Origin of the sequence: Novosphingobium resinovorum, assembly GCF_027922145.1 — a bacterium.
Taxonomy (GTDB): Bacteria; Pseudomonadota; Alphaproteobacteria; order Sphingomonadales; family Sphingomonadaceae; genus Novosphingobium; species Novosphingobium resinovorum.
In genome coordinates this window covers 259,015-285,227 of sequence record NZ_BSFC01000003.1, presented here as the reverse complement: position 1 = coordinate 285,227, position 26,213 = coordinate 259,015, and the positions used below count along the sequence as shown (strand labels likewise).

Sequence of the window (26,213 nt, the reverse complement as noted above, 5' to 3'; positions counted from 1 at the left end):
TCCGCCTTACTCCGCGGGATTATGCTGCTGAACGAAGCGCATCGCCGCTGCCAGCATCTGCTTGCGGGTCTCCTCGCGCGAGAGCCAGTGGTCCTCGCCCGCCAGCGTGACCAGTTCGTAGGGCTTACCGGCATCCTTCAGCGCATCGGCCATGACCAGGCTCTGGCGATAGGGGACGACCGTATCGTCCTTGCCGTGGATCAGCAGCACAGGCGCATCGGCCCGTGCGGCGAAGCGGCGCGGCGATGCGGCTTCGAAACCCTTGCGGTCGCCGAGTTGCTCGACCAGTGAACGGCCCAGCATCTTGGATCCCCCGCTTTCGCGAAGATCGGTGTCGTACATCAGCTTGATGTCGGCGACGCCCGCCACCGAGACCGCGCACTTGTAGAGCCCCTGCTGGATCGTCACCCCGGCCAGTGCGGCATAGCCGCCGTAGCTGGCGCCGACGATGCAGGCCCGCTTCGGATCGACGATGCCGCGGCTGGTGAGTTCTGCAACGCCATCGGAAATGTCGGTCTGCATCTTGCGACCCCACTCGCCGTCACCGGCATGGCGAAAGGCGTCTCCGCGTCCGGTCGAGCCCCGGAAGTTGGGCTGGAACACGGCATACCCGCGCGAGGCGAAAGCCTGCGCCCACCAGTCGAACGCAGGCTTGTCGTAGGCGGCCGGGCCGCCGTGGGGCAGCACGACGAGCGGCAGTCCCTTGGCCTCGCGTCCCGGTGGCAGCGTGAGGATGCCGTCCATCTCCAGCCCGTCCTGCGCCTTGTAGTCGATGGCCGAGATCGGTCCGACCTGCTCGGGAGCGATGCTTGGCCTTTCGTCGCCGACCGGATCGGCCCGGCGCTGCGCGACGTCGACGAGATACCAGGTGCCGCTGTCCTGGTTGCCGCTGGTGCGCAGCAGGACCTTGGAGAAGCCCGGCGTCCAGTCGATCAGGTCAACCTGCCTGCCCGCGAAGGCTTTGAAGATGCGGGTGATGGCGTGCTGCTGCACAGGATCGTCCATGACCGTGCGCGGCACTTCCTCCATCGTGCGGTAGCCGATGAGGATGCCGGTGGTGCGGTCCACGAAAAGGCGATCGATGGCGATGCCGGGCAGATACTCCTGAGGTGTTCCCCCGGCGAGCGGCACTTCGAACCAGCGCTGGACGCCGTCCTTGTCCTCGATCTGGTAGATCACGCTCGCCCCGCCGCGCCCGAAGGCGACAAGGCTGACGTCGCCGGTCGGGTCGACGCCGCGCACCAGTTCCTTTCCGCGCAGCGTGTCGATCGTCCACAGGCCGCTTTCCTCCGCGATGTCGAGCGTGACCGAGACCGTGCCCGAGGCATCGACGAGCCAGTCGCGATAATGGTTTTCCGAGGCTGGAGGAGCGACCACGCGCGGTTTGTTGGTGGCGATGTCGACGGCGTAGAGCGTCGTGCGCCCGTGCTTCCAACTCGGCTCGCCACGGGTGGTGGTGTCGAGTGCGATGCCGCCGAAGAAACCTACCGTGCGCCCGCCGATGGTGCGCAGGCCATAGCGGCCGCGCGTGGCATTCACGATCGCGCGGTTCTTGCCGAAGACCAGCCCGGTCTCGTTCCCCGCCTTGAGCGGGATCAGCACGGTGCCGTTCATCTCCACCTTGTCGGCGGTGAAGCCGAACAGCGGCACGGTGGCGCTGTTGGTGAGGAGCACGGTGTCGGCATCGGCCCAGTCGATCCGTCGTATCTTGTTGGTGCCGCTGGCGGCGTTGAAGCGAACCTTGCCGTCCCGGGTGACCACCAGGATCCGGCGCTCGCCCTGGGACTGGGCGACGCTGGCGATGGAACCGCCGTCAGGCGAGAGGGCGGCATCCTCCACGCGCGGCAGTTCTCCATAGGCATCGAGCGGTGGCGGTTCGACCGTCGCCGCCGAAGCTGCCGGCAGCACTTGCAGGAAGAGAAGGGCGGTCGGAACGGCCGCCCGCAGGACTGTGCGCATATGAGAAATTCCCCCGAATTTGTACGCGATATTCCCGCAATTCCGGGCGTTTGCAACGCAAGGTTGATCCGGAAGGCGATGACAATCCGTTAACACCGCCGTTCATTCGCGGGCGCGGCTGTCCATCCGGTTCGGCCGCTTCGTGGCGCGTGGAGGATTTCTCGCGCTGAACCGGATCAAAGGGGCGTTTTCTTTTCGCCGTCTTGTCCCTACATGCGGCTGATCATGGCACGCCCTCAAAACTCCGTATTCGACAAGTTCAAGACCGTTGCGGAAAACCGCAAGGCACGGTTCGACTATTATATCGAGGACAAGTTCGAGGCCGGCATCGCGCTCACCGGCACCGAAGTGAAGTCGCTCCGTTTCGGCGAGGGTTCGATCGCCGAATCCTTCGCCGAGATTCGCGGCGGCGAATGCTGGCTGGTCAACGCCAACGTGCCTGAATTCAGCCACGGCAACCGCTTCAACCACACGCCCAAGCGCCCCCGCAAGCTGCTGCTGCATGAACGGGAAATCTCCCGTCTGCAGGGCGCTGTGGAGCGCAAGGGCATGACGCTCGTGCCGCTGTCGATCTACTTCAACAGCCGGGGCCGCGCGAAAGTCGAACTGGCGCTCGCCAAGGGCAAGAACGCCGCCGACAAGCGCCAGACGATCAAGGACCGCGACTGGAAGCGCGACCAGGCCCGCATCATGCGCGACCACGGCTGAGCCGGGATGAGCGCAATCCTCCACCGCATGTCCGTGTGGCTGCACCGGCAGATGCCCACTCACGCCCAGCTTGAGGGGAATCGCTTCACCGCGCCTTTCGCAAGGCGGCAGGAACTGTTCCGCTTCACCCGCCGCTCGGTCCCGCGCGGCATGGCGGTGGGCATGTTCATCGGCATCTTCGCGCTGATTCCGGGCGTACAGATCGTCGGCGCGGCGCTGATGTGCGTGCCGTTTCGCGGCAACATCCCGCTCGCGGCGGCGGTGACCTTCATCTCCAATCCGTTCACGACGCTGCTGATCATCCTCCCGCTCGCGGTTTCGATCGGCAATAGCTTCGGTTACCATGCCGACATCGCCACGGTGAACGCGATGGTGCGTGAAGGCGCGGGTTTCCAGCAGTGGTGGCACTGGCTGCTTTCCGATACCGCGCCCGCCGTGGTGATCGGACTGTTCATCCAGTCGGTCATCGCCGCTTTCGTCAGCTATTTCCTGACCTTGTGGTTCTGGCGCTGGTGGATCGGCCACAAGCACCGCGCCCGCCGCCTGCGGCCGAAACGGGATCGCATTGAAGCCCCCACGGAAACCCCCGCATGAATGAAGTCTCTGCATGAACTCTGGCATACAGCGCCCCGGACTGCGCACTGACGTCCTCGTCGTCGTCGGAGCCCTGCTTCTGAGCGCCGTGCTGATCTGGATCGTCTCGGGCGACGTGCTGCTGATGGCGACGTTCCTCGCCGCGATCCTCGTGTTCGGTGCAGGCGCATGGGCGCTTGCCCGTCGCCGCGCGCCCGCCGCCGAGGTCGAGTTCGCCCAGCCCGACTGGTCGGTCACCGTCGCCGGGATCGAGCGCGCCGACATGGCGATTGCCGTCACCGACCGTGCCGGGCGCCTGACTTGCGCCAATTCCTGTTTCGAAAACTGGTTCGGCCCCGCTGCCGCGCCGCCCAGCCTGCCGGTTCTGCCGATCTCGCTCGAACGCCTCGCCGAAGCCACTCGTCGCGCCTGGCGCGACGGTCACGGCACGGCCGAGATTGCCAACGAGGACGGCGTCCACTGGCGCGCAGACGTGCGCCGCACCGGCAGGGGCGACGATTTCCTCGTCTGGCGCATCGGCGCCATCGGCTCCAGCGACCCGGTCGGCGAACTCGTCGCGCAGCTTGATGGCAAGCTGGGACGCGGCCTTTCCAAGGCGGGCATCGCCGCCGCGCTGGTCGATCCCGACGGCACCATCCGCGCCGCGAGCGCCGGTTTCGCCCTGCGCGCCACCGGTGATGCCCATGCCGACATGACCGGCGCCGACTTCGTCGCGCTGCTCGGGCAGGAGGAGGGCGAGCGGATCGGCTGGGCGCGCGATGGCGGGCGCGGCGGCGCGCTGGTACTCTATCACGTCCCCGTCACCGACCCTGACCGTACCGACGAGGCCGACCCCAACACGACCCCGTCGCTGATGCTCGTGGTCGAGGCCTCGCAGGGCATCGGCACCGGAGGCGGCGGCACCGGCTCCGCGCCGCATCTGGAGGCACTTCTCAGCCAGCTCCCGCTTGGCCTCGCCATGGCCGACCGCGACGGACGCCTCCTCTTCGCCAACCCGGCCTTCATGCGCGCGGCCGGCCACGAAGGGCAGGAGCCGCCGACCTACCCGACCGACCTCGTCGTCAAGGATGACAAGCGCGCGCTGTCCGAAGCGATCCGTCGCTTCGCGCAAGGCCCGGCTGCGGCGGGAGACCTCGCGATCCGCCTGACCAGTCAGCCGGATGATCCCGTCTCGCTCAGCCTCGCGGGCGTGCGCGGCCTTGGCGATGCCGCTGTGTTGCTCGGGCTTACCGATACCTCTGAGGAAATGCGCCTCAAGCGTCAGGTCGCACAGGCCACCAAGATGCAGGCGGTGGGCCAGCTTGCGGGCGGCGTCGCGCACGATTTCAACAATGTGCTCACCGCCATTCTCGGCACCTGCGACCTCATGCTGATGCGCCATACGCCGGGCGATTCGGACTATGACGACATCCAGCAGATCCGCGCCAACTCCAACCGCGCCGCCTCGCTGACCCGCCAGTTGCTCGCCTTCTCGCGCCAGCAGACCCTGCGGCCCGAGGTGATCCAGGTGCCCGACGTCGTCGCCGACGTCTCGCAGATGCTGCGCCGCCTGATCGGCGAGAAAATCCAGCTTGCCGTCACCCACGACCGCGATCTCGGCCCCGTCCGTGCCGACCCGACGCAGCTTGAGCAGGTCATCGTCAACTTGTGCGTCAACGCCCGCGACGCCATGCAATCGCGCGGCGACGGCGCGGGCAAGCTGACCCTCGCCACTCGCCGCATCACCACCACCGATGTGCGCGCGATGCGCTCGGAAATCATCCCGGCGGGCGAGTACACCGCCCTCATCGTTGAGGACACCGGCGGTGGCATCCCGCCCGAAATCCTCGGCAAGATCTTCGAGCCGTTCTTCACCACCAAGGAGCAGGGCAAGGGCACCGGCCTCGGCCTCTCGACGGTCTACGGCATCGTCAAGCAGTCGGGCGGCTTCATCTTCGCCGAGACCGACGTGGGCCAAAACGGCAAAGGCGGCGGCACGCGCTTCACCGTCTATCTTCCCGTCCACCACGCGACCCCCGGCAGCCTCCCTGAAAAGGCGATCGTCGCCCCCACCCCGCCGCCGACGCAGTGGGCGGGCGGCGGTTCGATCCTGCTGGTCGAGGACGAAGACCCGGTGCGCATCGTCGCCGAACGCGCGCTCACCCGGCAGGGCTACCAGGTCACCTGCGCGCGCGACGGTGAAGAGGGCCTCGAACTGGTGGAGGAGGGCGGCCAGTTCGACCTCGTCGTCTCCGACGTCGTCATGCCCACGCTCGACGGTCCGGCCATGGCGCGCGAGATTCGCCGCTTCGCGCCCGACCTGCCGGTGCTGTTCATGTCGGGCTATGCGGAGGAGCAGCTGCGCAAGCAGATCGGCATCCCCAACGCCTGGTTCATGCCCAAGCCGTTCTCGGTCCAGCAGCTCTCCGAAAAAGTCGGGGAAGTTCTGGCGCAGACCGTCAAGGGCTGATTCCCGCGTTAAAAAACGGAAATCTGCCGAAGTTCCTGTCTTGTTCTGGTGGAACGAAGCGAGTACAGGTCGCTTCGTGACGTTGACCTTTCCGGTCAGCTAGGTAGCAGGAGGTAAGTAATATGGCCGCTCAGCTCAAGCTGATCCAGGAAGGCAAGGAAAAGGACTCCATGGACCGTCAGAAGGCGCTCGAAGCCGCGCTCGCACAGATCGACAAGGCGTTCGGCAAGGGCTCCGCGATGAAGCTGGGCTCGAAGGAGACCATGCAAGTCGAAGCGATCTCCACCGGTTCGCTCGGTCTGGATATCGCACTCGGCGTCGGCGGCCTGCCGCGCGGCCGCGTGATCGAGATCTACGGTCCGGAAAGCTCGGGCAAGACCACGCTCGCGCTGCACTGCATCGCCGAAGCGCAGAAGACCGGCGGCACCGCCGCCTTCATCGACGCCGAACACGCGCTCGACCCGGTCTATGCCAAGAAGCTGGGCGTCAACATCGACGAACTGATCGTCTCGCAGCCCGACACCGGTGAGCAGGCGCTGGAAATCGTCGACACGCTGGTGCGCTCGAACGCGATCGACGTGCTGGTGGTCGACTCGGTCGCCGCCCTCGTCCCCCGCGCCGAAATCGAAGGCGAGATGGGCGACAGCCACGTCGGTCTGCAGGCCCGCCTGATGAGCCAGTCGCTGCGCAAGCTGACCGGTTCGATCAGCCGCTCGCGCTGCATGGTGATCTTCATCAACCAGCTGCGCATGAAGATCGGCGTCATGTACGGCAACCCGGAGACGACCACGGGCGGCAACGCGCTCAAGTTCTATGCCTCGGTCCGCCTCGACATCCGCCGCACGGGCGCGATCAAGGACCGCGATGAAGTCGTCGGCAACGCCACCCGCGTCAAGATCGTCAAGAACAAGGTCGCCCCGCCGTTCAAGCAGGTCGAATTCGACATCATGTACGGCGAAGGCGTCTCCAAGATCGGCGAAATCCTCGACCTCGGCGTCAAGGCCGGCCTCGTCGAGAAGTCGGGCGCATGGTTCAGCTACGATTCGATCCGCATCGGGCAGGGGCGTGAGAACGCCAAGACCTACCTCAAGACCAACCCCGAAGTCTGCGATCGTCTCGAGAAGGCGATCCGCACCAAGACCGACGGTCTGGCGGAGGAAATGATGGTCGGACCTTCCGAGGACGACGCCTGATCCGACAAGGAACCCCGGCAGGAATGTCGGGGTTTTTTGTTTCGGGAAGAGATTGAAGTATGAATGCGAGGGTTAACACCCTCGCGCTCCCGGGACTGTCGGCCTCGCGTCTTGCAGCGGCGTTGGGCTGTCGGGCAAAGTCCTCGTCATTGCGAGCGCAGCGAAGCAATCCATGGCGGTTTACGCTGCCCTGGATTGCTTCGCTGCGCTCGCAATGACGAGCGATGGAAGAAATCAGAGGTGGGACAGGGCCAGGATGGTACCGGCTACTGTCACGGCGGCGCCGATGCTCAGTTGGATGGGATTGGTCAGGCGCCGCAAGGGCAGGGCGAGGGATTGTTCGATCTTGGACATCCTCTGAATATACGACTGAAGCGCTTGCAGTGCTCACGCAGAGAATCGTTCACAGTCATGCGCTTTCCGCGGCGAAGCCGTCTTCCATGTCGAAATAGCCCGCGGCACCGTGATCCACGAAGGCAATGCGTACCCAAGACTGCTGCACGCGCGGCGACGACAGGTAATGGGGGTGCAGGGGGGCTATGCTCCCCTGCGTCTTCTTCCCTTCTTCCGTAACCCGCCCGCCACTATGGTGCAAAAACCGGCGTATCATCGCAATTCCCGACCAGTCTGACCGCAGACTCCCGCTTGCCGCCGCGCGCGGTGTCCATTATCGGCGCAAATCATGCAGACTACGAACGACATCCGCCGGTCCTTCCTCGACTACTTCGCCAGCAATGGTCATGAGGCCGTGCAGTCCGCGCCGCTCGTTCCTTACAACGACCCGACGCTGATGTTCGTCAATGCGGGCATGGTGCCGTTCAAGAACGTGTTCACCGGCCTGGAAACCCGCGCCACGCCGCGCGCCACGTCCTCGCAGAAGTGCGTTCGCGCGGGCGGTAAGCACAACGATCTCGATAACGTCGGCTACACCGCGCGCCATCACACGTTCTTCGAGATGCTCGGCAATTTCTCGTTCGGCGATTACTTCAAGGAGCAGGCGATCACCCATGCGTGGACGCTGCTGACGAAGGAGTGGGGCCTGCCGGTCGAGAAGCTGCTGGTCACCGTCTATCATACCGACGACGAAGCCTTCGACTTGTGGAAGAAGATCGCCGGTCTGCCCGAGCAGAAGATCATCCGCATCCCCACGAAGGACAACTTCTGGGCGATGGGTGATGAAGGCCCGTGCGGTCCGTGCTCGGAAATCTTCTTCGATCATGGCGACCACATCTGGGGCGGCCCTCCGGGATCGCCGGAAGAGGACGGCGACCGCTTCATCGAGATCTGGAACCTCGTGTTCATGCAGTTCGAGCAGTCGGCGGGCGAGATCGTCGGCAACCTGCCCAAGCCCTCGATCGACACCGGCATGGGTCTGGAGCGCATCTCCGCCGTCATGCAGGGCGTGCACGACAACTACGACATCGACACCTTCAAGGCGCTGATCGCCGCGTCGGAAAGCCTGACCGGCGTTGCCGCCGAGGGTGACAGCCGCGCCAGCCACCGCGTGATCGCCGATCACCTGCGCTCGACCAGCTTCCTGCTGGCCGATGGCGTGCTGCCTTCGAACGAGGGTCGCGGCTATGTCCTGCGCCGCATCATGCGCCGCGCCATGCGCCATGCGCACCTGCTGGGCGCGCACGATCCGTTGATGCACCGTCTAGTGCCCGCGCTAGTCGCTGAGATGGGCCAGGCCTATCCCGAACTCGGCCGGGCTCAGCCGCTGATCGAAGAGACGCTGGAGCGCGAGGAAGTACAGTTCCGCCGCACCCTGTCGAACGGCATCAAGCTGCTCGACGAGGCGACCACCGGCATGGGCGAGGGCGGCGAACTTCCGGGCGAAACCGCGTTCAAGCTCTACGACACTTTCGGCTTCCCCTATGACCTGACCGAAGACGCCCTGCGTTCGCGCGGCATCGCGGTCGACAAGGCGGGCTTCGACGCCGCCATGGCGCAGCAGAAGGCCGCCGCGCGCGCCGCGTGGAAGGGTTCGGGCCAGGCCGCCGACAGCGAAGTGTGGTTCGACATCGCCGAGCGCGAAGGCGCCAGCGAGTTCACCGGCTACACCTCCACCACCGGCGAAGGCCAGGTCGTGGCGCTGGTGAAGGACGGCAAGGAAGTCCAGTCGGCGAACGCGGGCGACGAGGTCGTCGTGCTCACCAACCAGACCCCGTTCTACGGCGAATCGGGTGGTCAGGAAGGCGATCGCGGCTCGATCTCTGGCGCGAACGGCCTCAAGATCACCGTAACCGACACCGCCAAGCCGCTCGGCCGCCTGCACGCGATGAGCGGCACGGTCGAGGCGGGCACGATCAAGCTGGGCGATGCCGTCGCCATGGCGGTCGATGTCGAGCGCCGCGATGCCGTGCGCGCCAACCACTCCGCGACGCACCTGCTGCATGCGGCACTGCGCGGCCGTCTGGGCGACCATGTCACGCAGAAGGGCTCGCTTGTTGCGGCGGACCGTCTGCGCTTCGACTTCTCGCACCCCAAGGCGCTTTCCGACGACGACATCGCCGCGATCGAGGCCGAGGTGAACGCCGAAGTCCGTGCCAACGAGCAGGTGCTCACCCGCCTGATGACGCCGGAAGACGCCATCGGAGCAGGCGCCATGGCGCTGTTCGGCGAGAAGTACGGCGACGAAGTCCGCGTACTCTCGATGGGCCGCCATTCCGGCGACCGGACGTATTCGGTCGAGCTTTGCGGCGGCACCCACGTGCGCGCCACCGGCGACATCGGTGTGTTCCGCATCGTGTCGGAAAGCGCGGTGTCCTCGGGTGTGCGCCGTATCGAGGCGATGACCGGCGAGGGCGCGCGCCAGTGGCTGGTCGGCCGCGAGGATGCGCTGAAGAACGCCGCCAGCCTGCTGCGCACGACGCCGGAGGACGTGGAAGCCCGCGTCGCCGCGCTGCTCGACGAACGCCGCAAGCTGGAGCGCGAACTGGCCGAGGCGAAGAAGGCGCTTGCCCTCGGCGGTGGCGGCGCGAAGGCCGAGGCGGCTGACGAGGACGTAGGCGGCGTGAAGTTCTCCGGGCAGGTGCTCGAAGGTCTCGATCCCAAGGAATTGCGCGGGCTGCTCGATCAGGCCAAGCAGCGGCTCGGTTCGGGCGTGGCGGCGATCGTCGCGGTGAACGAGGGCAAGGCGAGCATCGCCGCTGCCGTCACCGAAGACCTCACCGGCACCGTCAGCGCGGTCGAACTCGTCCGCAAGGGCGTCGAGGCGCTTGGCGGCAAGGGCGGCGGCGGCCGCGCCGACATGGCGCAGGGCGGCGGTCCCGACGGCGACAAGGCGGCGGATGCCATCGCGGCGGTGAAGGCGGCGCTGGCGGGGTAACCGCTGGCTGCGAATGAGGCGTCGTCCCGGACTTGATCCGGGACCGGTGGCTGTCTTTAGGTGAGAGGCGGCCGCGCGCGGTGCGAGGTGGGTCGTTCACGGCCAGCGGTCCCGGATCAAGTCCGGGACGACGGGAGTTGTAATGGCGTCCGACCTTGCTGAAATCGTCGCCGATATCGCCGAGGAAATGCGCGGCATTGCCGAGCGCGGCACCGTCGCCTCCTATATTCCGCCGCTCGCGTCGGTTCCGGCCGACAAGTTCGGCATCGCCGTGGTCATGGCCGACGGCACGGTTCACGCCGCAGGCGATGCGGACGAGGCGTTTTCGATCCAGTCGATCTCCAAGGTCTTCGCGTTGACGCTGGCATTGGGCGCGGTGGGGGACCAGTTGTGGAACCGGGTGGGCCGCGAGCCTTCGGGGTCGGCGTTCAACTCCATCGTCCAACTGGAAACCGAGCACGGCATTCCGCGCAATCCCTTCATCAACGCCGGGGCTATCGTGGTGTGCGATGTGCTGCTTGGCCGGTTGCAGCCGCGCGAGGCGATCGGGCAGATGCTGCGTTTCGTGCGCGAACTGGCGGGCGACGACGATACGATCCGCATAGACGAGACCGTCGCCCGCGCCGAGCAGGAGACCGGCTTTCGCAACATGGCGCTGGCCAATTACATGCGCGCCTTCGGGAACATCCATGGCGACGTGGAACTGGTGCTGGGCACCTATTTCCACTTCTGCGCGCTGGCGATGAGCTGTCGGCAGTTGGCAATGGCGGGGCGCTTCCTGATGGGGGACGGGCGTGTGGAGGGGCACCGGGTGGTCACTGCACGGCGGGCGCGGCGCATCAATGCGCTGATGATGTCCTGCGGGCACTACGACAATTCGGGCGACTTCGCCTATCGCATCGGCCTGCCGGGCAAGTCGGGGGTCGGGGGCGGCATCTTGTCGGTGGCTCCGGGGATCGCCAGCATCGCGGTGTGGTCGCCGGGGCTGAACGAGGCGGGCAACTCGCACCTCGGGCAACTGGCGCTGGAACAGCTTGTCCACCGCACGGGATGGTCGGTGTTCGAGCCGAGGGGATAGGTCCTTGAGGTGGGGCTTTCCACCAATCGTCATTGCGAGCAGAGCGAAGCAATCCAGAGCGGTGTAATGCTGCCCTGGATTGCTTCGCTGTGCTCGCAATGACGAATCAGGGGCGGCGATGCGCCGAAAGGCAGGTGACCACGCTCGCTACGACTAGCGTGAAGGCCGCCAGTTCCATCGGCGTCGGCAGGCGGCCTTCCCATGCGAAGCCGTAGATCAGCGCGAACAGCGTTTCGAACAGGATCATCTGGCCGACGAGGGTGAGTGGCAGCAGGCGGCTCATCCGGTTCCACAGCGCATTGCCGAGAATCGAGGCGAGGAGCGCGACGGCGACGCAGACGGCCGCGAAAGTCAGCCATTCGGGGGCGGGGCGGCGCCAGTCCTCCAGCACGAGCGAGACGGGGAGGAGGAGCAGGGCCTGCGCTCCGGTGACGAGGCCGGTCAGCAGGTTCCACTCATGGACTGAGACTTTGGTACGGACGAGGCAGCGGGCATTGCCGATCGCGAACGTGGTCCACGAGGCGAGCGCGCCGATGGCGCAGGCGAGGCCGGTCAGTTGCGCGGTCGTCGATCCGGAGGCGGGCGAGGCCAGCGACTGCCAGCCGATGCAGACCGCTCCTCCGGCGCAGAGCAGCAGCGAGGGCGCGAGGCGGCGCAGCGGTACGGCACCATGGTCGCGGCTGCCCACGATGGTCACCGCTACGGGCAGGAAGCCGATCACCAGCGAGGTCATCGCGACCCCGCCCGATTGCACGGCGCTGGCGAGGAACACGAAGTAGGCGGTGTTGCCGAGCAGGGCGAGCCAGGCGAGGCTCCACCACTCGCGCCGGGTCAGTGCTGAGAAGACCTGGCGGCGGCGCGGGGCGATCAGCACGGCCGATGCGGCTCCGTAACACAGGTAGCGGCCGATGCTCAGCTGGAGGGGGGAGAAGCTGCCCGCCAGTTCGGGCGCCAGGAACACGAGGCCCCACAAGGCCCCCGCGCCGATGCCGCAGAGCACGCCGGTCAGGCGGTTGTCAGTGGGGATTGCCGTGCCTGTGGTCATCGTGTGGTAGCTTTATGTGCCGCTGAGTGCCGTTATGTGCCGTGAGCGAATATCACCTGGACAGCGGGTTGTGCGCTCTTGATTTAGCGGCGAAACGCAACAAAAACTCGCATATGCCCAAGAAGACCACCCCGCTCGACGCCTTCGACCGTGAAATCCTGCGAATCCTGCAGCGTGATAACAAGACGCCCCAGCGCGCGATCGGGGAAGCGGTGAACCTCTCGGCGGCGGCGGTGCAGCGGCGAATCGCGGCGATGGAGCAGTCGGGCACGATCGTCGCCAACGTCGCGCTGGTCGATCCGGCGGCGCTCTCGCTGACGGTCACCGCGATCGTCGAGGTGTTCCTGCGCGACGAGCGCACCGCCAGTATCGATCGCGCCAAGGCGCTGTTCCGCGAGACGCCCGAAGTGCAACAGTGCTACTATACGACCGGCGGCACCAGCTTCGTTCTGGTGGTCGTCACTACGGACATGAGCGCCTACGAAGTGCTGACGCGGCGGCTGTTTTCCGACCACGAATGGGTGGCGAGTTTCCGCACGCTGATCGCCCTTGACCGGGTCAAGGGTGGTGCGGAAGTGGTTGTTCCCTAAGCTCTTTCCGCCTCACGCAGCTGGCCGGATTTCAGCGAGGGCTTCTCCGAAAGGCCGCCGCGTTCCATGATCATCTCGCGGAATTCGTCGCGCTTTTCGTGGATCGAGGCGATGATCGGTCCCATCGCGACGCCGGTTTCGACAAGCGCGGCCTCGGAAAGCTGCAGCGAACTTTCCAGTGTTTCGGGCACGGCATAGCTGGCTCCGGCGCGGTAGAGCTGGGCGGCATGGTCGGCGTCGCGGGCGCGGGCGAGAATCGGCAGGTCGGGGAACTGCTGGCGTAGTTTGCGCACGATGCGCTGGGCGGTGACAGGCTCGTCCATGGTGAGGATCACCGCCGCCGCCTCCGCCGCGCCGAGCCGCACCAAGGCGTCGCCGCGACCCGCGTTACCGAAGGCGACGGTGTAGCCGAGGCGCCGGCCGTGGGTCACGAGGTCGGCGTCGCTGTCGATGGCGAGATAGGGCCGCCCGTGCCGGGTCAGCATGTCGGCGACGAGGTGGCCGACGCGGCCGAAACCGACGATCAGCGTGCGCGGGCGGGTGGCGTCGTCGGCGGGACGGTGCGGCGTTTCGGCGCCGTCCACGCGCTTGCCCATGACCTTACCGGCCATCGCCAGGAGCGGGGTCACCGTCAGGCCGAGCGCGGTGACGATCTGCCAGAACTGCGCCGTGCCGGGCTGGATCAACTGGGCGGTGCTGGCCGCGGTCAGCACGATCAGCGTGGTCTCCGAAGGGCTCGACATGAGGATGCCCGCTTCGGTCGCAGTGCCGCGCCGGGCGCCCATCACCCGCAGCATCACGCCGGTCACCACCGATTTGAGCACGATGACCACGACCGTCGCGATCAGGATCGAGGCGAGGTTTTCCCAGACGACATAGAGGTCGATGCTCATGCCGATGGTGATCAGGAAGACGCCGAGGGCGAGGCCCTTGAACGGTTCGGTGATCTGCTCGACCTCCGAATGGTACTCGGTCTCGGCGATCAGCAGCCCGGCGACGAGGGCGCCGACGATGGGGGAAAGCCCGGCGGCGGCGGTTGCCAGCGAGGCGACGATCACCACCAGCAAACTCGCGGCGAGGAACAGTTCGGGGCTCTTGGTGCGGGCAGCCTGCGCGAACAGCGGCGGCAGCAGGTAGCGGCCGAAGATCAGCAGGCCGCCGACCACCACGGTGCCCCACAACAGGGTGTTGAGCAGGTCGCTGACACCGTCCCCGGTGTGCGGGCCGAGCGCGCCGAGCAGGAAGATGATGGGGACGAGGGCGATATCCTCGAACAGCAGCATCGCCAGTGCGGCCTTGCCGACCGGCGTTGTCGTCTCGGTGATCTTGAGCACCAGTGCGGTGGACGACAGCGCGAGGGCGAGACCCAGCGCCATGGCGCCGGAAAAGCTCTGGCCGATCGCCGCAAGGATGAAGGTCAGAGAGGCGGCGATGACAATCAGTTCGAGCGAGCCCAGCCCGAAGACCATGCGCCGCATCTCCCACAGGCGGGCGAAGGACAGCTCCAGACCGATCGAGAACAGCAGCAGGATGATGCCGAATTCGGCGAAGATATCCAGCCCGTCCGGGTCGGTGATGGTGATGTAATGCAGCCAGCGATGGTCGAACACATGGCGGCCGAGCCCGAACGGACCGACCAGCAGGCCGACGAGGATGAAGCCGATGACGGGCGTGATGCGGAACCGGTTGAACACCGGGATGACGATGCCTGCCGCGCCCAGGATCACCAGGGCGTCGGACATCATCGGGGAATAGAGATCGCTGCTGCCTGCCATGCGGGAAGCCTAGAGGTTGTAGCGGCTTGCGACAATTGCGCTGTCCACTCTTGCGCAACTTCACTTGGCGTTCAGCGAAGCGCTGGTTATAGACCCGTCCATGTTCGCACGCTCGTCGCTCAAGACCGCCATCCTCGCCGCCGCTACCGGGGCGATCGTTCTCACTGCCGGTTGCGGGGGACGGGCGAAGAATCGCGATACCGCCTACGTCGCGCGCGACGTCGATACGCTCTATGCCGCCGCGCAGGAACGGCTGGAAACCGGCCGCACCAAGCAGGCCGCCGCGCTGTTCGACGAGGTCGAGCGCCAGCATCCCTATTCGCCCTGGGCGCGCCGCGCGCAGCTGATGAGCGCGTTCAGCTACTATGCAGCGCGTGACTACAACAAGGCTGTCCAGTCGGCGCAGCGCTTCCTGTCGATTCACCCGGGCAACAAGGACGCGCCTTACGCCTACTACCTGATCTCGATCTGCTATTATGAACAGATCAGCGACGTGACCCGCGACCAGAAGACCACGCAGCAGGCCAAGCAGGCGCTGACCGACGTGATGCGCCGTTATCCCGGCACGACTTATGCGCGTGACGCCCAGCTCAAGATCGACCTCGTCAACGATCACCTCGCGGGCAAGGAAATGACCATCGGCCGCTCCTATGAGCGTAGCGGCAAGTGGCTGGCGGCGACGCTGCGCTTCCGCAATGTGGTCGATAACTTCCAGACCACCAGCCACACGCCCGAGGCACTGTACCGCCTTGTCGAGGGCTACCTTTCGATGGGTATCCCCGAAGAAGCGCAGAAGGCAGCAGCCGTTCTGGAGCACAACTACCCGAACAGCGACTGGTATGCCCGTGCCTACAAGCTGATGGAAAAGAGCGCGCCGAAGAACGTCGCGGCCTGATATTCCGGCCCTCTTCCGGGCTTGCTCGGGAGAGGAGTACAGCCCCGTACACGGGGCCAATCATGCTTTACATTTGTCCTCTAGCGGCCGCGCTTCCCAGCGCCGCCGCTTTTTCTCGTGGGCCACGCCGCGGCGATCCCTCGCTTTGCCGCCGAGCAGTTTCACTTTAGCGCCTGATAGCTGAAGTCTATTGTCCACTAAATAAGTTGAGATTAGAAAAGCTCAACAAGAGGCGAAACGGCCTGGAGGAAAAGTCATATGAGGGCCACGCGGTGCCACCGCAGGCATTCCATGATCCCTTCCGGCCGAACCCGCAAGCGGCGCATTCGACAGCGAAGTGCCGCGCGCAGACCCTCGAGCCATACCTGCCGGCCCTGAAGGGGGAAGGCCGACCAGGTGCACACCGGATCGCCGGTTGCATTCAATTCCCTGACAGAGGATTTGAATAATGACTTCGTTCGTCCGCCGGACATTACTGGCAACCACCGTACTCGCTTCGGCGACGATCGGCTTCTCTGCGGCACATGCCGAAGAAGCCGCGCCTGCTGCCGCAGCCACCGCGTCCGCCGCCGACGAGCAGGACAATCCAACTTCGGTCGGTACCGGTGCGCGTGACCGCGGCGCCGACATCGTCGTCACTGCACGCCGCCGCCAGGAATCGAGCCAGGAAGTGCCGCTCGCGATTTCGGTCGTTGGAGGGGAGCACATCGATTCGACCGGTTCCTTCAACGTCGGCCGCCTGCAGCAGCTGACGCCGACGCTTCAGTATTACTCGTCAAACCCGCGCAACACCGCCGTCAACATCCGTGGTCTGGGCGTTCCGTTCGGCCTGACCAACGACGGCATCGAGCAGGGCGTCGGCATCTACGTCGACGACGTCTACAACTCGCGCGTGGCCTCCGCGACGTTCGACTTCCTCGACGTGGCACAGGTCGAAGTGCTGCGCGGGCCGCAGGGTACGCTCTACGGCAAGAACACCACGGCAGGCGCGATCAACATCACGACCAACCAGCCGACCTTCGACTTCGAGGGCAAGGCCGAGGTCTCGATCGGCAACTACAACTTCAAGCAGGCCAAGGCCGCGATCTCCGGCCCGCTGACCGATAATCTCGCGGCGCGCATCGCCGTCTCCTCGACCAGTCGCAAGGGCACGATCTACAACGTCACCACTGGCGAGCACATCCAGAGCCAGGACAATCTGGGTCTGCGCGGCCAGCTGCTGTGGAAGCCGACCGATACCATCGACGTGACCCTCGCGGGCGACTTCAGCAACCAGGACGCCAACTGCTGCGGCTCGGTCTACGTCCGCACCGGCGCCACCCAGCGAGCCATCAATCGCCAGTTCGCGGCTCTCGCCGCTGCTCAGGGCTATGCGCCGCCGAGCCTGAATGCGTTCGACCGTCTGACCGATCTCGACACCGACCTGCGCGCCAAGAACAAGATCGGCGGCGCTTCGCTGCGCGTGAAGTGGGAACTGGGCGAGGGCACGCTGACCTCGATCACTGCCTGGCGCTTCTGGGACTGGGATCCCTCGAACGACCGCGACTTTACCGGGCTGCCGATCGTCGCGTTGTCGCAGAACCCGTCGCAGCAGGACCAGTACACGCAGGAACTGCGCTACAACTACAGCAGCGACAAGATCGACTTCGTCGTCGGCGCCTTCGGTTTCTACCAGCGCATCGACACGCAGGGCACCGAGGCGCAAGGCGCGGCCGCGAGCCGCTGGAGCATCAATCCGGGCAGCGTCGCCGCCGTCCCGCCGGGCTCCTCGGGCTGCGGTACGAGCGCGGCGAACCAACTCGCCTGCGATCCGACGGTGCTTGACGGCCTAGTCGCCTACAACACGCAGTACCTGAAGAACACCAGCGCCGCACTCTATGGCCAGTTGAGCTGGCACATCACGCCCGAACTGACCCTGCAGCCCGGCGTGCGCCTCAACTACGACAAGAAGGAAGGCTACTACCAGCGCCGCGTGTTCGACGGGCAGGGCAACGAACTGCTGCTCGGCCTGCCCAGCTACACCGCGCGGCAGAGCGCGCAGCTGGCGATCTATACACCGCAGGAAATCTCGCCGACGTTCAGCGACTGGAACTTCAGCTACGACTTCACCGCCAGCTACAAGGTGGCGCAGGACGTGCTGCTCTATGCGACCTATGCGAAGTCGTTCAAGTCGGGCGGCATCAACCAGAACGGCGTGCCGGTCGATGCGCAGAACAACCCGATCCTGGCGACCGCGACGGTCAAGCCCGAGTCGGTCCATCACTATGAAGCCGGCATCAAGACGCAGTTCTGGGATCGCCGTGCGACCTTCAATCTCTCGATCTTCCGCACCGACATCACCAACTACCAGGCCAACGTGAACAACGGCCAGTACGGCGTGCTGCGCGGCTATCTCGCCAATGCAGGAGCGGTGCGTTCGCAGGGTGTCGAGGCGGACTTCTCGGTCCGTCCGAGCGAACGGTTCAACGCTTACGTCAACGGCGCCTACACCGACGCGACCTATCGCAAGTTCACCGACGCGCCGTGCCCGCCGGAGCTTTCCGGCGGCACCACCGTCACATCGACCACAACGGTCAGTCCCGCAGGTACACCGGGCGGCATCAGCCCCGAAAACTGCGACATCTCTGGCCAGCGCCTGCCGGGCGTCTCGAAGTTCTCGTTCTCGTTCGGTGCCGAGGTCAACGCCCCGGCCAAGCTGCTCGGCAAGGAGGGTGAGGTCTACTTCGGCTATGACGGCTCGGTGCGTTCGAACTTCTCGTCGAATCCGTCGCCCTCGGCCTACACGTGGATCGACGGTTACAGCCTGCACAACTTCCGCGCTGGTTTCCGCACTGAAAGCGGGTTCGACGTCTACGGTTGGGTGCGCAATGCCTTCGACGAGAACTATTTCGAGCAGCTGATGGTCGGCCCCGGCAATACCGGCCTGATCGCCGGCCTTCCGGGTGACCCGCGGACCTGGGGCTTCACCATCAAATCCGCCTTCTGAAACCCGCCTGAAGCTTGTACCCCCGCAGCGTCATCCGCGCTGCGGGGGTAAATTTATTGCGGCAAGCCGGGAACTTTTTCCGACGGGCTGATCTGAAAAATCGCTTAAATCGTTTGCACTGTGAACCTTAAGTAATTTCTCTTTGATGGAAATCGTCCTTATGGTGGTTTTTACCAATTAAGGTGAGCCTACATAAAGGGAATTCGGACAAAAGCCGGAGACTGCCGACAGGCTGGGACAGGTCGCAAGAGCAATGAACATGAAGCACGATTTCCCGTTCGAGCCCGACATCCGCGTCGAATCCGCCCAGAAGCGGACATGGCGACCCGAGCTTGCCGCGATCGTCGCCATATTCCTCGCGGGCTGGGCCGCGCTCGTCGCCCATTACTTGAACGGCAGTACGGGCTGGTAATCGCCTTTGCTTCGCGCGAAGCGGGGTGACGGGCGGTCACGCATCGGCTAGAACGCTTCGCGAACATGCTTAGCCGGCTTTCCATTCGCAACATCGTGCTGATCGAGGCGCTCGACCTCGATTTCGCCCGTGGCCTCGGCGTCCTCACTGGTGAGACCGGTGCGGGCAAATCCATCCTGCTTGATGCGCTGGGCCTCGTGCTCGGCAATCGGGCGGATAGTGGACTTGTGCGCGGGGGAGAGGATCGGGCCAGCGTCACCGCCAGCTTCGATGTCTCGGCGATTCCTGCTTCCGTGCTGGCGACGATCGACGACGCCGGGCTGGAGATCGAGCCCGGCGAGCCGCTCATCCTAAAGCGCCAGCTCAAGGCCGACGGCGGCTCGAAGGCTTTCCTCAACGACCAGAGCGTCGGTGTCGCCCTGCTTCGCGAGATCGCGCCCGCGCTGGTCGAGATTCACGGCCAGCATGACGATCGTGGTCTGGTCAACGCGCGCGGCCACCGCGCGCTGCTCGACCGTTTCGCGGGCGGTGAGGTCGCGGGGGTCGAGGCGGCGTGGAAGGACTGGCGCGGCGCGCAGGATGCATTGGAACTTGCACGCGAACGCGTCGCCCGCGCCGCCGAGGATCAGGACCTGCTGCTCGCGCATCTCGCCGAACTGACCACGCTCGCCCCTGTCGAGGGGGAGGAGGACGAACTCGCCGGTGCCCGCGCGCAGATGCAGAAGGGCGAAAAGCTGGCCGACGATCTCTCGGCCCTGCAGCACTTGTGGACCGGCTCTGATTCGGCGCTGGCGCAATTGCGCACCGCCTCGCGCCGCCTCGACCGTATCGCCGGAGAGCACGAACTGCTGGAAGAAGCGCTGGCCGCGCTCGATCGCGCCGTGATCGAGGCGAGCGAGGCCGAGGACAAGCTCGACAAGGCGGCCGAAGCGCTGGCCTTCGACCCGGCCGAACTCGACCGCATCGAGACCCGGTTGTTCGACTTGCGCGCCGTCGCCCGCAAGCAAGGCTGCCAGGTCGATGACCTGCCCGCGAAGATGACCGAGATGCGCGCCGCGCTCGACGACATCGAAGGCGGTAACGAGCATATCGTCGAACTGGAAAAAGCGGCGCAGAAGGCCGCGCTGGCCTATCGCGAGAAGGCGGGCGCGCTCCACGATTTGCGGCGTGCGGCGGCGAAAAAGCTCGACGCAGCCGTGGCGACGGAACTGGCGCCGCTCAAGCTGGATGCCGCGAGGTTCCAGACTTCGGTGGTGCGTCTTCCCGAGGAGCGCTGGGGCGCTTCGGGCATGGATGCGGTGGAATTCCTCATCAGCACCAACCCCGGCTCCGATTTCGCGCCGCTCGGCAAGATCGCCAGCGGCGGCGAATTGTCGCGCTTCATCCTCGCGCTGAAGGTGGCGCTGGCCGAAGAGGGCGGTGCGGCGACGGTGATCTTCGACGAGATCGATCGCGGCGTCGGCGGTGCGGTGGCTGACGCCATCGGCGAACGCCTCTCGCGCCTCGCCTCCAGCGGGCAGTTGCTGGCGGTGACGCACTCTCCGCAAGTCGCGGCGCGCGGCGACCGGCACTACATGATCGCCAAGTCCAGCCAAGGCACCGTCACGCGCACTTCGGTAACACCGCTGACTGACGCCGAGCGCAAGGAAGAGATCGCCCGCATGCTCTCCGGCGCGCAAGTGACCGACGAGGCGCGCGCGCAGGCGGACAGGCTGCTGGTGCGGGTGTAAGCAGCAGACTGGTCCCGGCCCGCGCAACGTTGCATAGCGCAAATCATGACTGCCGATTCCCCGAACGAAGCCGAAGCCGCCAACGAACTCATGCGGCTTGCGCGCCAGATCAACCGCGCCAACCGCCTCTACCACGCCGAGGATGCGCCGGAGATCACCGACGCCGATTACGACGCGCTGGTGCGGCGTAATGCGGAGCTGGAAGCAGCGTTCCCGCATCTTACGAGACCCGATTCGCCCAGTAACAAGGTCGGCCACGAAGTCGCCGCCTCACCGCTCGGCAAAGTGACGCACGAGGTTCGCATGATGAGCCTCGACAATGCCTTCACCGACGAGGAAGTCGGGGAGTTCCTGACGCGCGTGCGGCGGTTCCTGTCACTTGCCGCCGAGGAACCACTGGTGATGACGGCGGAGGACAAGATCGACGGCCTCTCCTGCTCGCTGCGCTACGAGCACGGCAAATTGGTGCGCGCCGCCACGCGCGGGGACGGGCAAGTGGGCGAGGACGTTACCGCCAACGTCGCGCATATCGCCGACGTCGTGCAGGAACTCGAAGGCGAGGACATTCCCGAGGTCTTCGAGGTGCGCGGCGAAGTCTACATGGAAAAGGGGGCGTTCCTCGCCCTTAACACCCAGTTGATGGACGAGGCGCGCGCGCTGGCCGACAGCAAGGGCGAGGCGTTCGACGACAGCAAGGTCCGCCAGTTCGCCAACCCGCGCAATGCCGCAGCCGGATCGCTGCGCCAGAAGGATGCCAGCGTCACCGCGAGGCGCCCTTTGCGCTTCTGGGCGCACGGTTGGGGCGCCGCCAGCCATATGCCCGGCGCGAGCCAGCATGAAGTCATCCGTCGTATCGAAAGCTGGGGCCTGCCGGTCTCGCCGCAATTCCGCCAGTGCCACTCGATCGACGAGATGCTGGCCGCTTACCGTGCCATTCGCGATGGCCGCGCTGCGCTGCCGTTCGAGATCGATGGGGTGGTCTACAAGGTGGACCGGCTCGACTGGCAGCAGCGGCTGGGCTTCGTCGCCAAGGCGCCGCGCTGGGGCATGGCGCACAAGTTCCCCGCCGAGCGAGCGGAGACCACGCTCGAATCGATCGATATCCAGGTCGGGCGCACCGGCAAGCTGACGCCGGTGGGACGCCTCAAGCCGGTGCTGGTGGGCGGCGTGACGGTCACCAACGTGACGCTTCACAACCGCGACGAGATTGTGCGCCTCGGCGTGCGTCCCGGTGACCGGGTGGTGCTCCAGCGCGCGGGCGACGTCATCCCGCAAGTGGTCGACAACCTCTCCCGCGAGGAGGAGCGTGAGGCTTACGTTTTCCCGGACCATTGTCCGCAGTGCGACTCCGAGGCGGTCGCGGCGGAGGGTGAAGTCGATGTCCGCTGCACCGGCGGGCTGATCTGCCCGGCGCAGCGGACCGAGCGTCTCAAGCACTTCGTCAGCCGCGCCGCACTCGACATCGAGGGTTTGGGCGAGAAGACGATCGACGAGTTTTTCGCACAGGGCTGGCTCGAAAGCCCGGCCGACATCTTCCGTCTCCGCAGGCGCCGCGAGGAGATCCTTGCCCTCGAAGGGTGGAAGGACAAGTCTGTGGACAACCTGTTGGCGGCTGTGGAAAGCAAGCGCAGCCCCGACGCCGCCCGGCTCCTGTTCGGCCTCGGCATCCGCCACGTCGGGGCCGTGACCGCGCGCGATCTGCTCAAGCGCTTCACGACGCTTCCCGAACTGCGCGCTCTCGCCGAGCAGGCGCAGGTCAAGCAGGGCGAAGACGAAGTGAAGGCAGCAAGCGACGCCTATGCCGAATTGATCTCCATCGACGGCGTCGGCCCGGTGGTGGTCGAGGCGCTGGGAGACTTCTTCCACGAGGAGCACAACCGTGCTGTCTGGGACGACCTGTTGAGCGAGGTGTCGCCGCCGCCTTACGTCGTCGAGACTAAGGAAAGCGAAGTCTCGGGCAAGACCGTGGTGTTTACCGGCAAGCTGGAGACGATGAGCCGCGACGAAGCCAAGGCACAGGCCGAGCGGCTGGGCGCCAAGGCTGCGGGATCGGTATCGCCAAAGACGGACATTCTGGTCGCGGGACCGGGGGCGGGCTCGAAATTGAAGAAGGCGGCCGAGCTGGGGATTCGGGTGCTCAGCGAAGAAGAATGGGCCGAGATCGTTCGCGCGGCGGGATAAGGCAAAGCAAAGCCCTCCCGCGAGCGGGAGGGCCGGAAGGCTGGCCCCGAAGGGCTGGCCGGAATGCTTTTCAGCTACGCGCGACGTGCAGGGGGATACCGCAGCGCGATAGGCTCAACTGTAACGGCCGCGGCGCTCGTGCACCTGACGGTAATGCTGGACGCGCGTGGCGCGCAGACCAGCCATTCCTTCGCGTTCGATCGAGCGCTGCCAAGAGGCAAGCTCTTCGAGCGTAAGATCGTAGCGCTCGCACGCTTCCGCGATCGTCAGCAGTCCGCCGTTGACCGCAGCTACCACTTCAGCCTTCCTGCGTACCACCCAGCGCGAAGTCTTGGGCGGCGGTAGGCTGTCGATGCTCATCGGTTCGCCGAGCGGACCGGTGATGACCGTTGGACGGTCGTTCTTAACGTCTTCCATGGTTGGCCTCGTAAAAGCTGTCTGCCAACCCCCTGTCGATGTCTATTCTGCGTATTAAACCTTAACTTGAGGCAATCGCGGTTGGTTAATTGATGTTTACGATGTTTTACATATTCTCGGGGAAAAATTCATAAAAATGCAATCGATACAGGAGCCAAATCTTTACCGGCCGTTTACCAGTGTTAATTACCTTTACCTCCTGACCAGATCCATTGCTCAAGAGAGGTAAACGTGCAGAGCCGCCGCAAGCTGTCGACGCATGCTTCCGCCGTGGCGCGGCACGTGACTTCGGACGGCTGCCAGTTCGTTATCGAGCGGGCGGGTGTCGCTGCGGGCCAGTGCTTCAGCTTCGTGGTGGATGATTATCCGCCGGTGCGCGGCACCGTGCGCTGGGTGGTCAAGGACCGCGTCGGTTTCGCCTTCGACCGGCCGATCTCACGCGACGCACAGGCCGCGATGCTGCGGCGCAGTCGCGTGGTTCAGGGGCTGGAACTGCTTCCGGTGTGAGATTTCAGGGGCAGGCGTGTGTTAACGCCCCCGCTTGCGCATCCACAGGATCGACCAGTCGCCATTGACCATGCGCGCGGCGAGGCGCAGGCCTGCCTTGCGGCACGCAGCGCGCACGGCGGCTTCCTGCGTCTCCAACAGGCCCGCCAGCAGCAGGTGCCCGCCCGGGACGAGCGACTTGCCGAAATCGGGTGCGAGGCTGACCAGCGGTCCGGCGAGAATATTCGCCAGGATCAGGTCGTAAGGCCCGCGTGCCTCCAGCACCGGATGGGTCATGCCGTCGGCCACTGTCATCACCAGTTCGCCGCGCCGGGCCCCCATCGTCACGCCATTGGCCTCGGCATTGTCTTGGACCACGTTGACGCAGACGGCATCGATGTCGCTCGCGATCGCCAGCGTGCGCGGCCAGAGCGAGAGTGCGGCGAAAGCAAGCAGGCCGGTGCCGGTGCCGATGTCGGCGCAGTTGCGTACGACGAGCCCCTGCGCCTTCATGTGCGTCAGCATCGCCAGGCACCCGGCGGTCGTGGCGTGATGGCCGGTGCCGAAGGCCTGGCTGGCGGGGATCGCGAAGTCGAAGACGCCGGGCTCGTCCACTGCCGGGTGATCGGGGGTGTGCACGTGGAAGCGTCCGGCGCGGATCGGCTCAAGCCCTTCCTGGCTGGCGACGAGCCAGTCGGTTTCCGGCAGTTCCTCGACGATCAGCTTGGGTTTCGTCTCAGCGAAAAGGACAGTGATCGCGGTTTTGTCCGCCCTGGTAGGCTTGCGGTCGAGCCAGGCTTCCAGAACCCAGTCCTCGGGCTGGTCCTCGGCGACTTCGCGGCCGGAAAGGACGATCTCGTGATCCCAGTCCCAGGCGTCTTCATGCGCGACGAGAGCTGCCTCGATGACGGGGCGGGCGGCGAAGACGGTGACTTTCCAGCTCACTTGGCATTTTCCTTGGCAAGACGCTGGGCAAGGCGCCCCTCTGCGAATTTCGCATAAGCGGGGCAGGCGTTGTTGTCGGCTAGCGGCGTATTTCCGGCGAAGCGTTCCATCATCTCGCTCTGGCCGGGATGCGGGGTGAGCAGGATGTCGCAGGGCAGGGCGGCCATCACCGGCAGGCCCTTTCGGATCGCCGCAATGCGCTGCGGGTGATCGGTGAAGCGGTAGCCGTCAGACGAGATCGTCGAGGAGCTGTCCGCGTAGGCGATCCTGCGGCAGCCCAGCTTGGGCGCGCAGGAGGTCCACGTCCAACTTGTCGAGCCCGGAGCGTGCACCGGCGTTGCATGTGCGGTCAGCAGCAGATTGCCTACGGCTAGGGTATCCCCGTCCTTCAACACGCGATCGACGCGGACCGGGGCCATAGGGTCGAGACCGGCGAATTGCGGGTCGTCGGCGCTCGGCTTGCCGCTGGCGAGAGCCGCTTTCTGCGCGGGAAGGGCTGCAACTTTTGCACCCGTCGCTTGCTGCAGTGCGGCAAGCGCGCCGACATGGTCGAAGTGCTCGTGACTGGCAACAATCCAGCGCAGGTCCTTCGGGTTGAACCCGGCGCGCCGGATGTTCGCCAGCACCAGCGGGGCAGCCTTGGTCACGCCCGCGTCCACCAGCACATGTCCCTTGTCGCCCGTCACCAGGATCGCGGAAATGCCGCAGGTTCCCACGTACCAGGTATTCGCGAAGATGCGCGCAGGGGGAGCGGGGTCCGCCCATTCGTCCTTGCCCTCGCATGCCTTGGCGAGCGTCGCAGGCGTTACCGCTCCTTGCTCTGCGGCGCGGGCCACGAAAGGAGAAATGGCCGTCAGGGCAGCCAGCGCGATAGCCAGGGAGGTGCGACTCATGCGCGATGCTTTACGGCGCGCCTGTAAGATAGGCCAGTCCACCACGCAGATGTTGCGCCGCAGAACTTGCACCGTCCCTCGATTTGTCTAAGGGGGCTTGCAATAGGGCAGTTCATGACACTGCCGCAGGCAAGGGGATTCGTAAGCGCCATGGCAAACGCCGGGACCAAGAACCGTCCGCTCTCGCCGCACCTCCAGATCTGGAAGTGGGGCCCGCACATGTTCGTGTCGATCCTCCACCGCGTCACCGGCGATGGCATGGCATTCGCCGGCCTCGCTGTGCTGCTGTGGTGGCTGGGCGCGCTCGCCGGAGGCCCGGCCTCCTATGCGACCTTCGCGTGGGCGATGACGACGCCGATCGGCTATCTGGTGCTCGTGGGCATCTCGTGGGCCTTCTTCAGCCACATGGCGAGCGGCATTCGCCACTTCTTCCTCGACGTCGGGGCCGGCTTCGAACTGCAGGCGAACCGCCTGTGGTCGATCCTGTGCCCGGTCCTGGGTGTCGTTCTCACCGCCGCCTTCTGGGCGCTCCTGCTGCTTCGCTGA

The 26,213-nt window shown here is 65.6% G+C and carries 21 protein-coding genes; 14 read left to right on the top strand and 7 right to left on the bottom strand.

The genetic code is table 11. The features are described 5' to 3' along the window. Positions 1–6 precede the first annotated feature (6 nt). Complete coding sequence (locus PKE80_RS02830; protein ID WP_271181194.1) at positions 7–1,959, bottom strand: alpha/beta hydrolase family protein; 1,953 nt, start codon at positions 1,957–1,959, stop codon at positions 7–9. 225 nt (positions 1,960–2,184) lie between these two features. Here PKE80_RS02830 and smpB point away from each other — a divergent pair, with 225 nt between their 5' ends. From smpB to recA, 4 genes are all read left to right on the top strand, one after another. Continuing rightward, complete coding sequence (smpB, locus tag PKE80_RS02825) at positions 2,185–2,667, top strand: SsrA-binding protein SmpB (protein ID WP_008831278.1); 483 nt, start codon at positions 2,185–2,187, stop codon at positions 2,665–2,667. A gap of 6 nt (positions 2,668–2,673) precedes the next feature. Further along, complete coding sequence (locus PKE80_RS02820) at positions 2,674–3,261, top strand: DUF2062 domain-containing protein (RefSeq protein WP_271181193.1); 588 nt, start codon at positions 2,674–2,676, stop codon at positions 3,259–3,261. Between the two features lie 13 nt (positions 3,262–3,274). Beyond that, positions 3,275–5,710, top strand: a complete 2,436-nt coding sequence (locus PKE80_RS02815; protein WP_271181192.1) for a hybrid sensor histidine kinase/response regulator — start codon at positions 3,275–3,277, stop codon at positions 5,708–5,710. 122 nt (positions 5,711–5,832) lie between these two features. After that, positions 5,833–6,903: a recombinase RecA gene (gene recA, locus PKE80_RS02810; protein ID WP_008831281.1), complete on the top strand. Its 1,071-nt coding sequence runs from the start codon at positions 5,833–5,835 to the stop codon at positions 6,901–6,903. A gap of 409 nt (positions 6,904–7,312) precedes the next feature. On the opposite strand, the gene PKE80_RS02805 is transcribed toward recA, so the two are convergent. After that, the gene (locus PKE80_RS02805) at positions 7,313–7,513 is read right to left on the bottom strand and encodes a hypothetical protein (RefSeq protein ID WP_271181191.1); all 201 of its coding nucleotides are present in this window, start codon (positions 7,511–7,513) and stop codon (positions 7,313–7,315) included. A gap of 72 nt (positions 7,514–7,585) precedes the next feature. On the opposite strand from PKE80_RS02805, the gene alaS reads away from it, so the two are divergent. Both alaS and PKE80_RS02795 read left to right on the top strand, forming a co-directional pair. Next, on the top strand, positions 7,586–10,234 hold the full coding sequence (gene alaS / locus PKE80_RS02800) for an alanine--tRNA ligase (protein ID WP_271181190.1): 2,649 nt from the start codon (positions 7,586–7,588) through the stop codon (positions 10,232–10,234). A gap of 142 nt (positions 10,235–10,376) precedes the next feature. Continuing rightward, entirely contained in the window at positions 10,377–11,312 is a 936-nt protein-coding gene (locus PKE80_RS02795; protein WP_271181189.1) for a glutaminase, read from the top strand. 106 nt (positions 11,313–11,418) lie between these two features. On the opposite strand, the gene PKE80_RS02790 is transcribed toward PKE80_RS02795, so the two are convergent. Beyond that, positions 11,419–12,357, bottom strand: coding sequence for a DMT family transporter (locus PKE80_RS02790; protein WP_271181188.1), 939 nt, complete (start codon positions 12,355–12,357; stop codon positions 11,419–11,421). Positions 12,358–12,470: 113 nt separating this feature from the next. On the opposite strand from PKE80_RS02790, the gene PKE80_RS02785 reads away from it, so the two are divergent. Further along, on the top strand, positions 12,471–12,947 hold the full coding sequence (locus PKE80_RS02785; RefSeq protein WP_271181187.1) for an Lrp/AsnC family transcriptional regulator: 477 nt from the start codon (positions 12,471–12,473) through the stop codon (positions 12,945–12,947). Here PKE80_RS02785 and PKE80_RS02780 read toward each other — a convergent pair. Next, entirely contained in the window at positions 12,944–14,722 is a 1,779-nt protein-coding gene (locus PKE80_RS02780) for a cation:proton antiporter domain-containing protein (RefSeq protein ID WP_271181186.1), read from the bottom strand. The two genes, PKE80_RS02785 and PKE80_RS02780, sit on opposite strands and share 4 nt — an antisense overlap. A gap of 100 nt (positions 14,723–14,822) precedes the next feature. Between PKE80_RS02780 and PKE80_RS02775 the strand changes: the two genes are divergently transcribed. The 5 genes from PKE80_RS02775 (at position 14,823) to ligA (ending at position 22,926) form a co-directional block, all read left to right on the top strand. Further along, complete coding sequence (locus PKE80_RS02775; protein WP_271181185.1) at positions 14,823–15,617, top strand: outer membrane protein assembly factor BamD; 795 nt, start codon at positions 14,823–14,825, stop codon at positions 15,615–15,617. A gap of 448 nt (positions 15,618–16,065) precedes the next feature. After that, the gene (locus tag PKE80_RS02770; RefSeq protein WP_271181184.1) at positions 16,066–18,603 is read left to right on the top strand and encodes a TonB-dependent receptor; all 2,538 of its coding nucleotides are present in this window, start codon (positions 16,066–16,068) and stop codon (positions 18,601–18,603) included. Positions 18,604–18,862: 259 nt separating this feature from the next. After that, positions 18,863–19,015, top strand: coding sequence for a hypothetical protein (locus PKE80_RS02765; protein WP_271181183.1), 153 nt, complete (start codon positions 18,863–18,865; stop codon positions 19,013–19,015). A gap of 65 nt (positions 19,016–19,080) precedes the next feature. After that, entirely contained in the window at positions 19,081–20,745 is a 1,665-nt protein-coding gene (gene recN / locus PKE80_RS02760) for a DNA repair protein RecN (RefSeq protein ID WP_271181182.1), read from the top strand. Between the two features lie 45 nt (positions 20,746–20,790). Next, positions 20,791–22,926, top strand: a complete 2,136-nt coding sequence (ligA, locus tag PKE80_RS02755; protein ID WP_271181181.1) for an NAD-dependent DNA ligase LigA — start codon at positions 20,791–20,793, stop codon at positions 22,924–22,926. A 114-nt stretch (positions 22,927–23,040) separates the two neighbouring features. On the opposite strand, the gene sciP is transcribed toward ligA, so the two are convergent. After that, positions 23,041–23,343, bottom strand: coding sequence for a CtrA inhibitor SciP (sciP, locus tag PKE80_RS02750; RefSeq protein ID WP_271181180.1), 303 nt, complete (start codon positions 23,341–23,343; stop codon positions 23,041–23,043). 231 nt (positions 23,344–23,574) lie between these two features. Here sciP and PKE80_RS02745 point away from each other — a divergent pair, with 231 nt between their 5' ends. Next, on the top strand, positions 23,575–23,850 hold the full coding sequence (locus PKE80_RS02745; RefSeq protein WP_271181179.1) for a PilZ domain-containing protein: 276 nt from the start codon (positions 23,575–23,577) through the stop codon (positions 23,848–23,850). A gap of 21 nt (positions 23,851–23,871) precedes the next feature. Here the strand turns inward: PKE80_RS02745 and PKE80_RS02740 are convergent, their stop codons facing one another. Then, positions 23,872–24,774 (bottom strand): 50S ribosomal protein L11 methyltransferase, encoded by a 903-nt coding sequence (locus PKE80_RS02740; RefSeq protein WP_271181178.1) that lies wholly within the window; start codon positions 24,772–24,774, stop codon positions 23,872–23,874. Then, positions 24,771–25,667, bottom strand: a complete 897-nt coding sequence (bla, locus tag PKE80_RS02735; protein WP_271181177.1) for a subclass B3 metallo-beta-lactamase — start codon at positions 25,665–25,667, stop codon at positions 24,771–24,773. Before bla ends, PKE80_RS02740 begins: the two co-directional genes overlap by 4 nt. 150 nt (positions 25,668–25,817) lie before the next feature. Between bla and sdhC the strand changes: the two genes are divergently transcribed. Then, positions 25,818–26,213 (top strand): succinate dehydrogenase, cytochrome b556 subunit, encoded by a 396-nt coding sequence (sdhC, locus tag PKE80_RS02730; RefSeq protein WP_008831297.1) that lies wholly within the window; start codon positions 25,818–25,820, stop codon positions 26,211–26,213.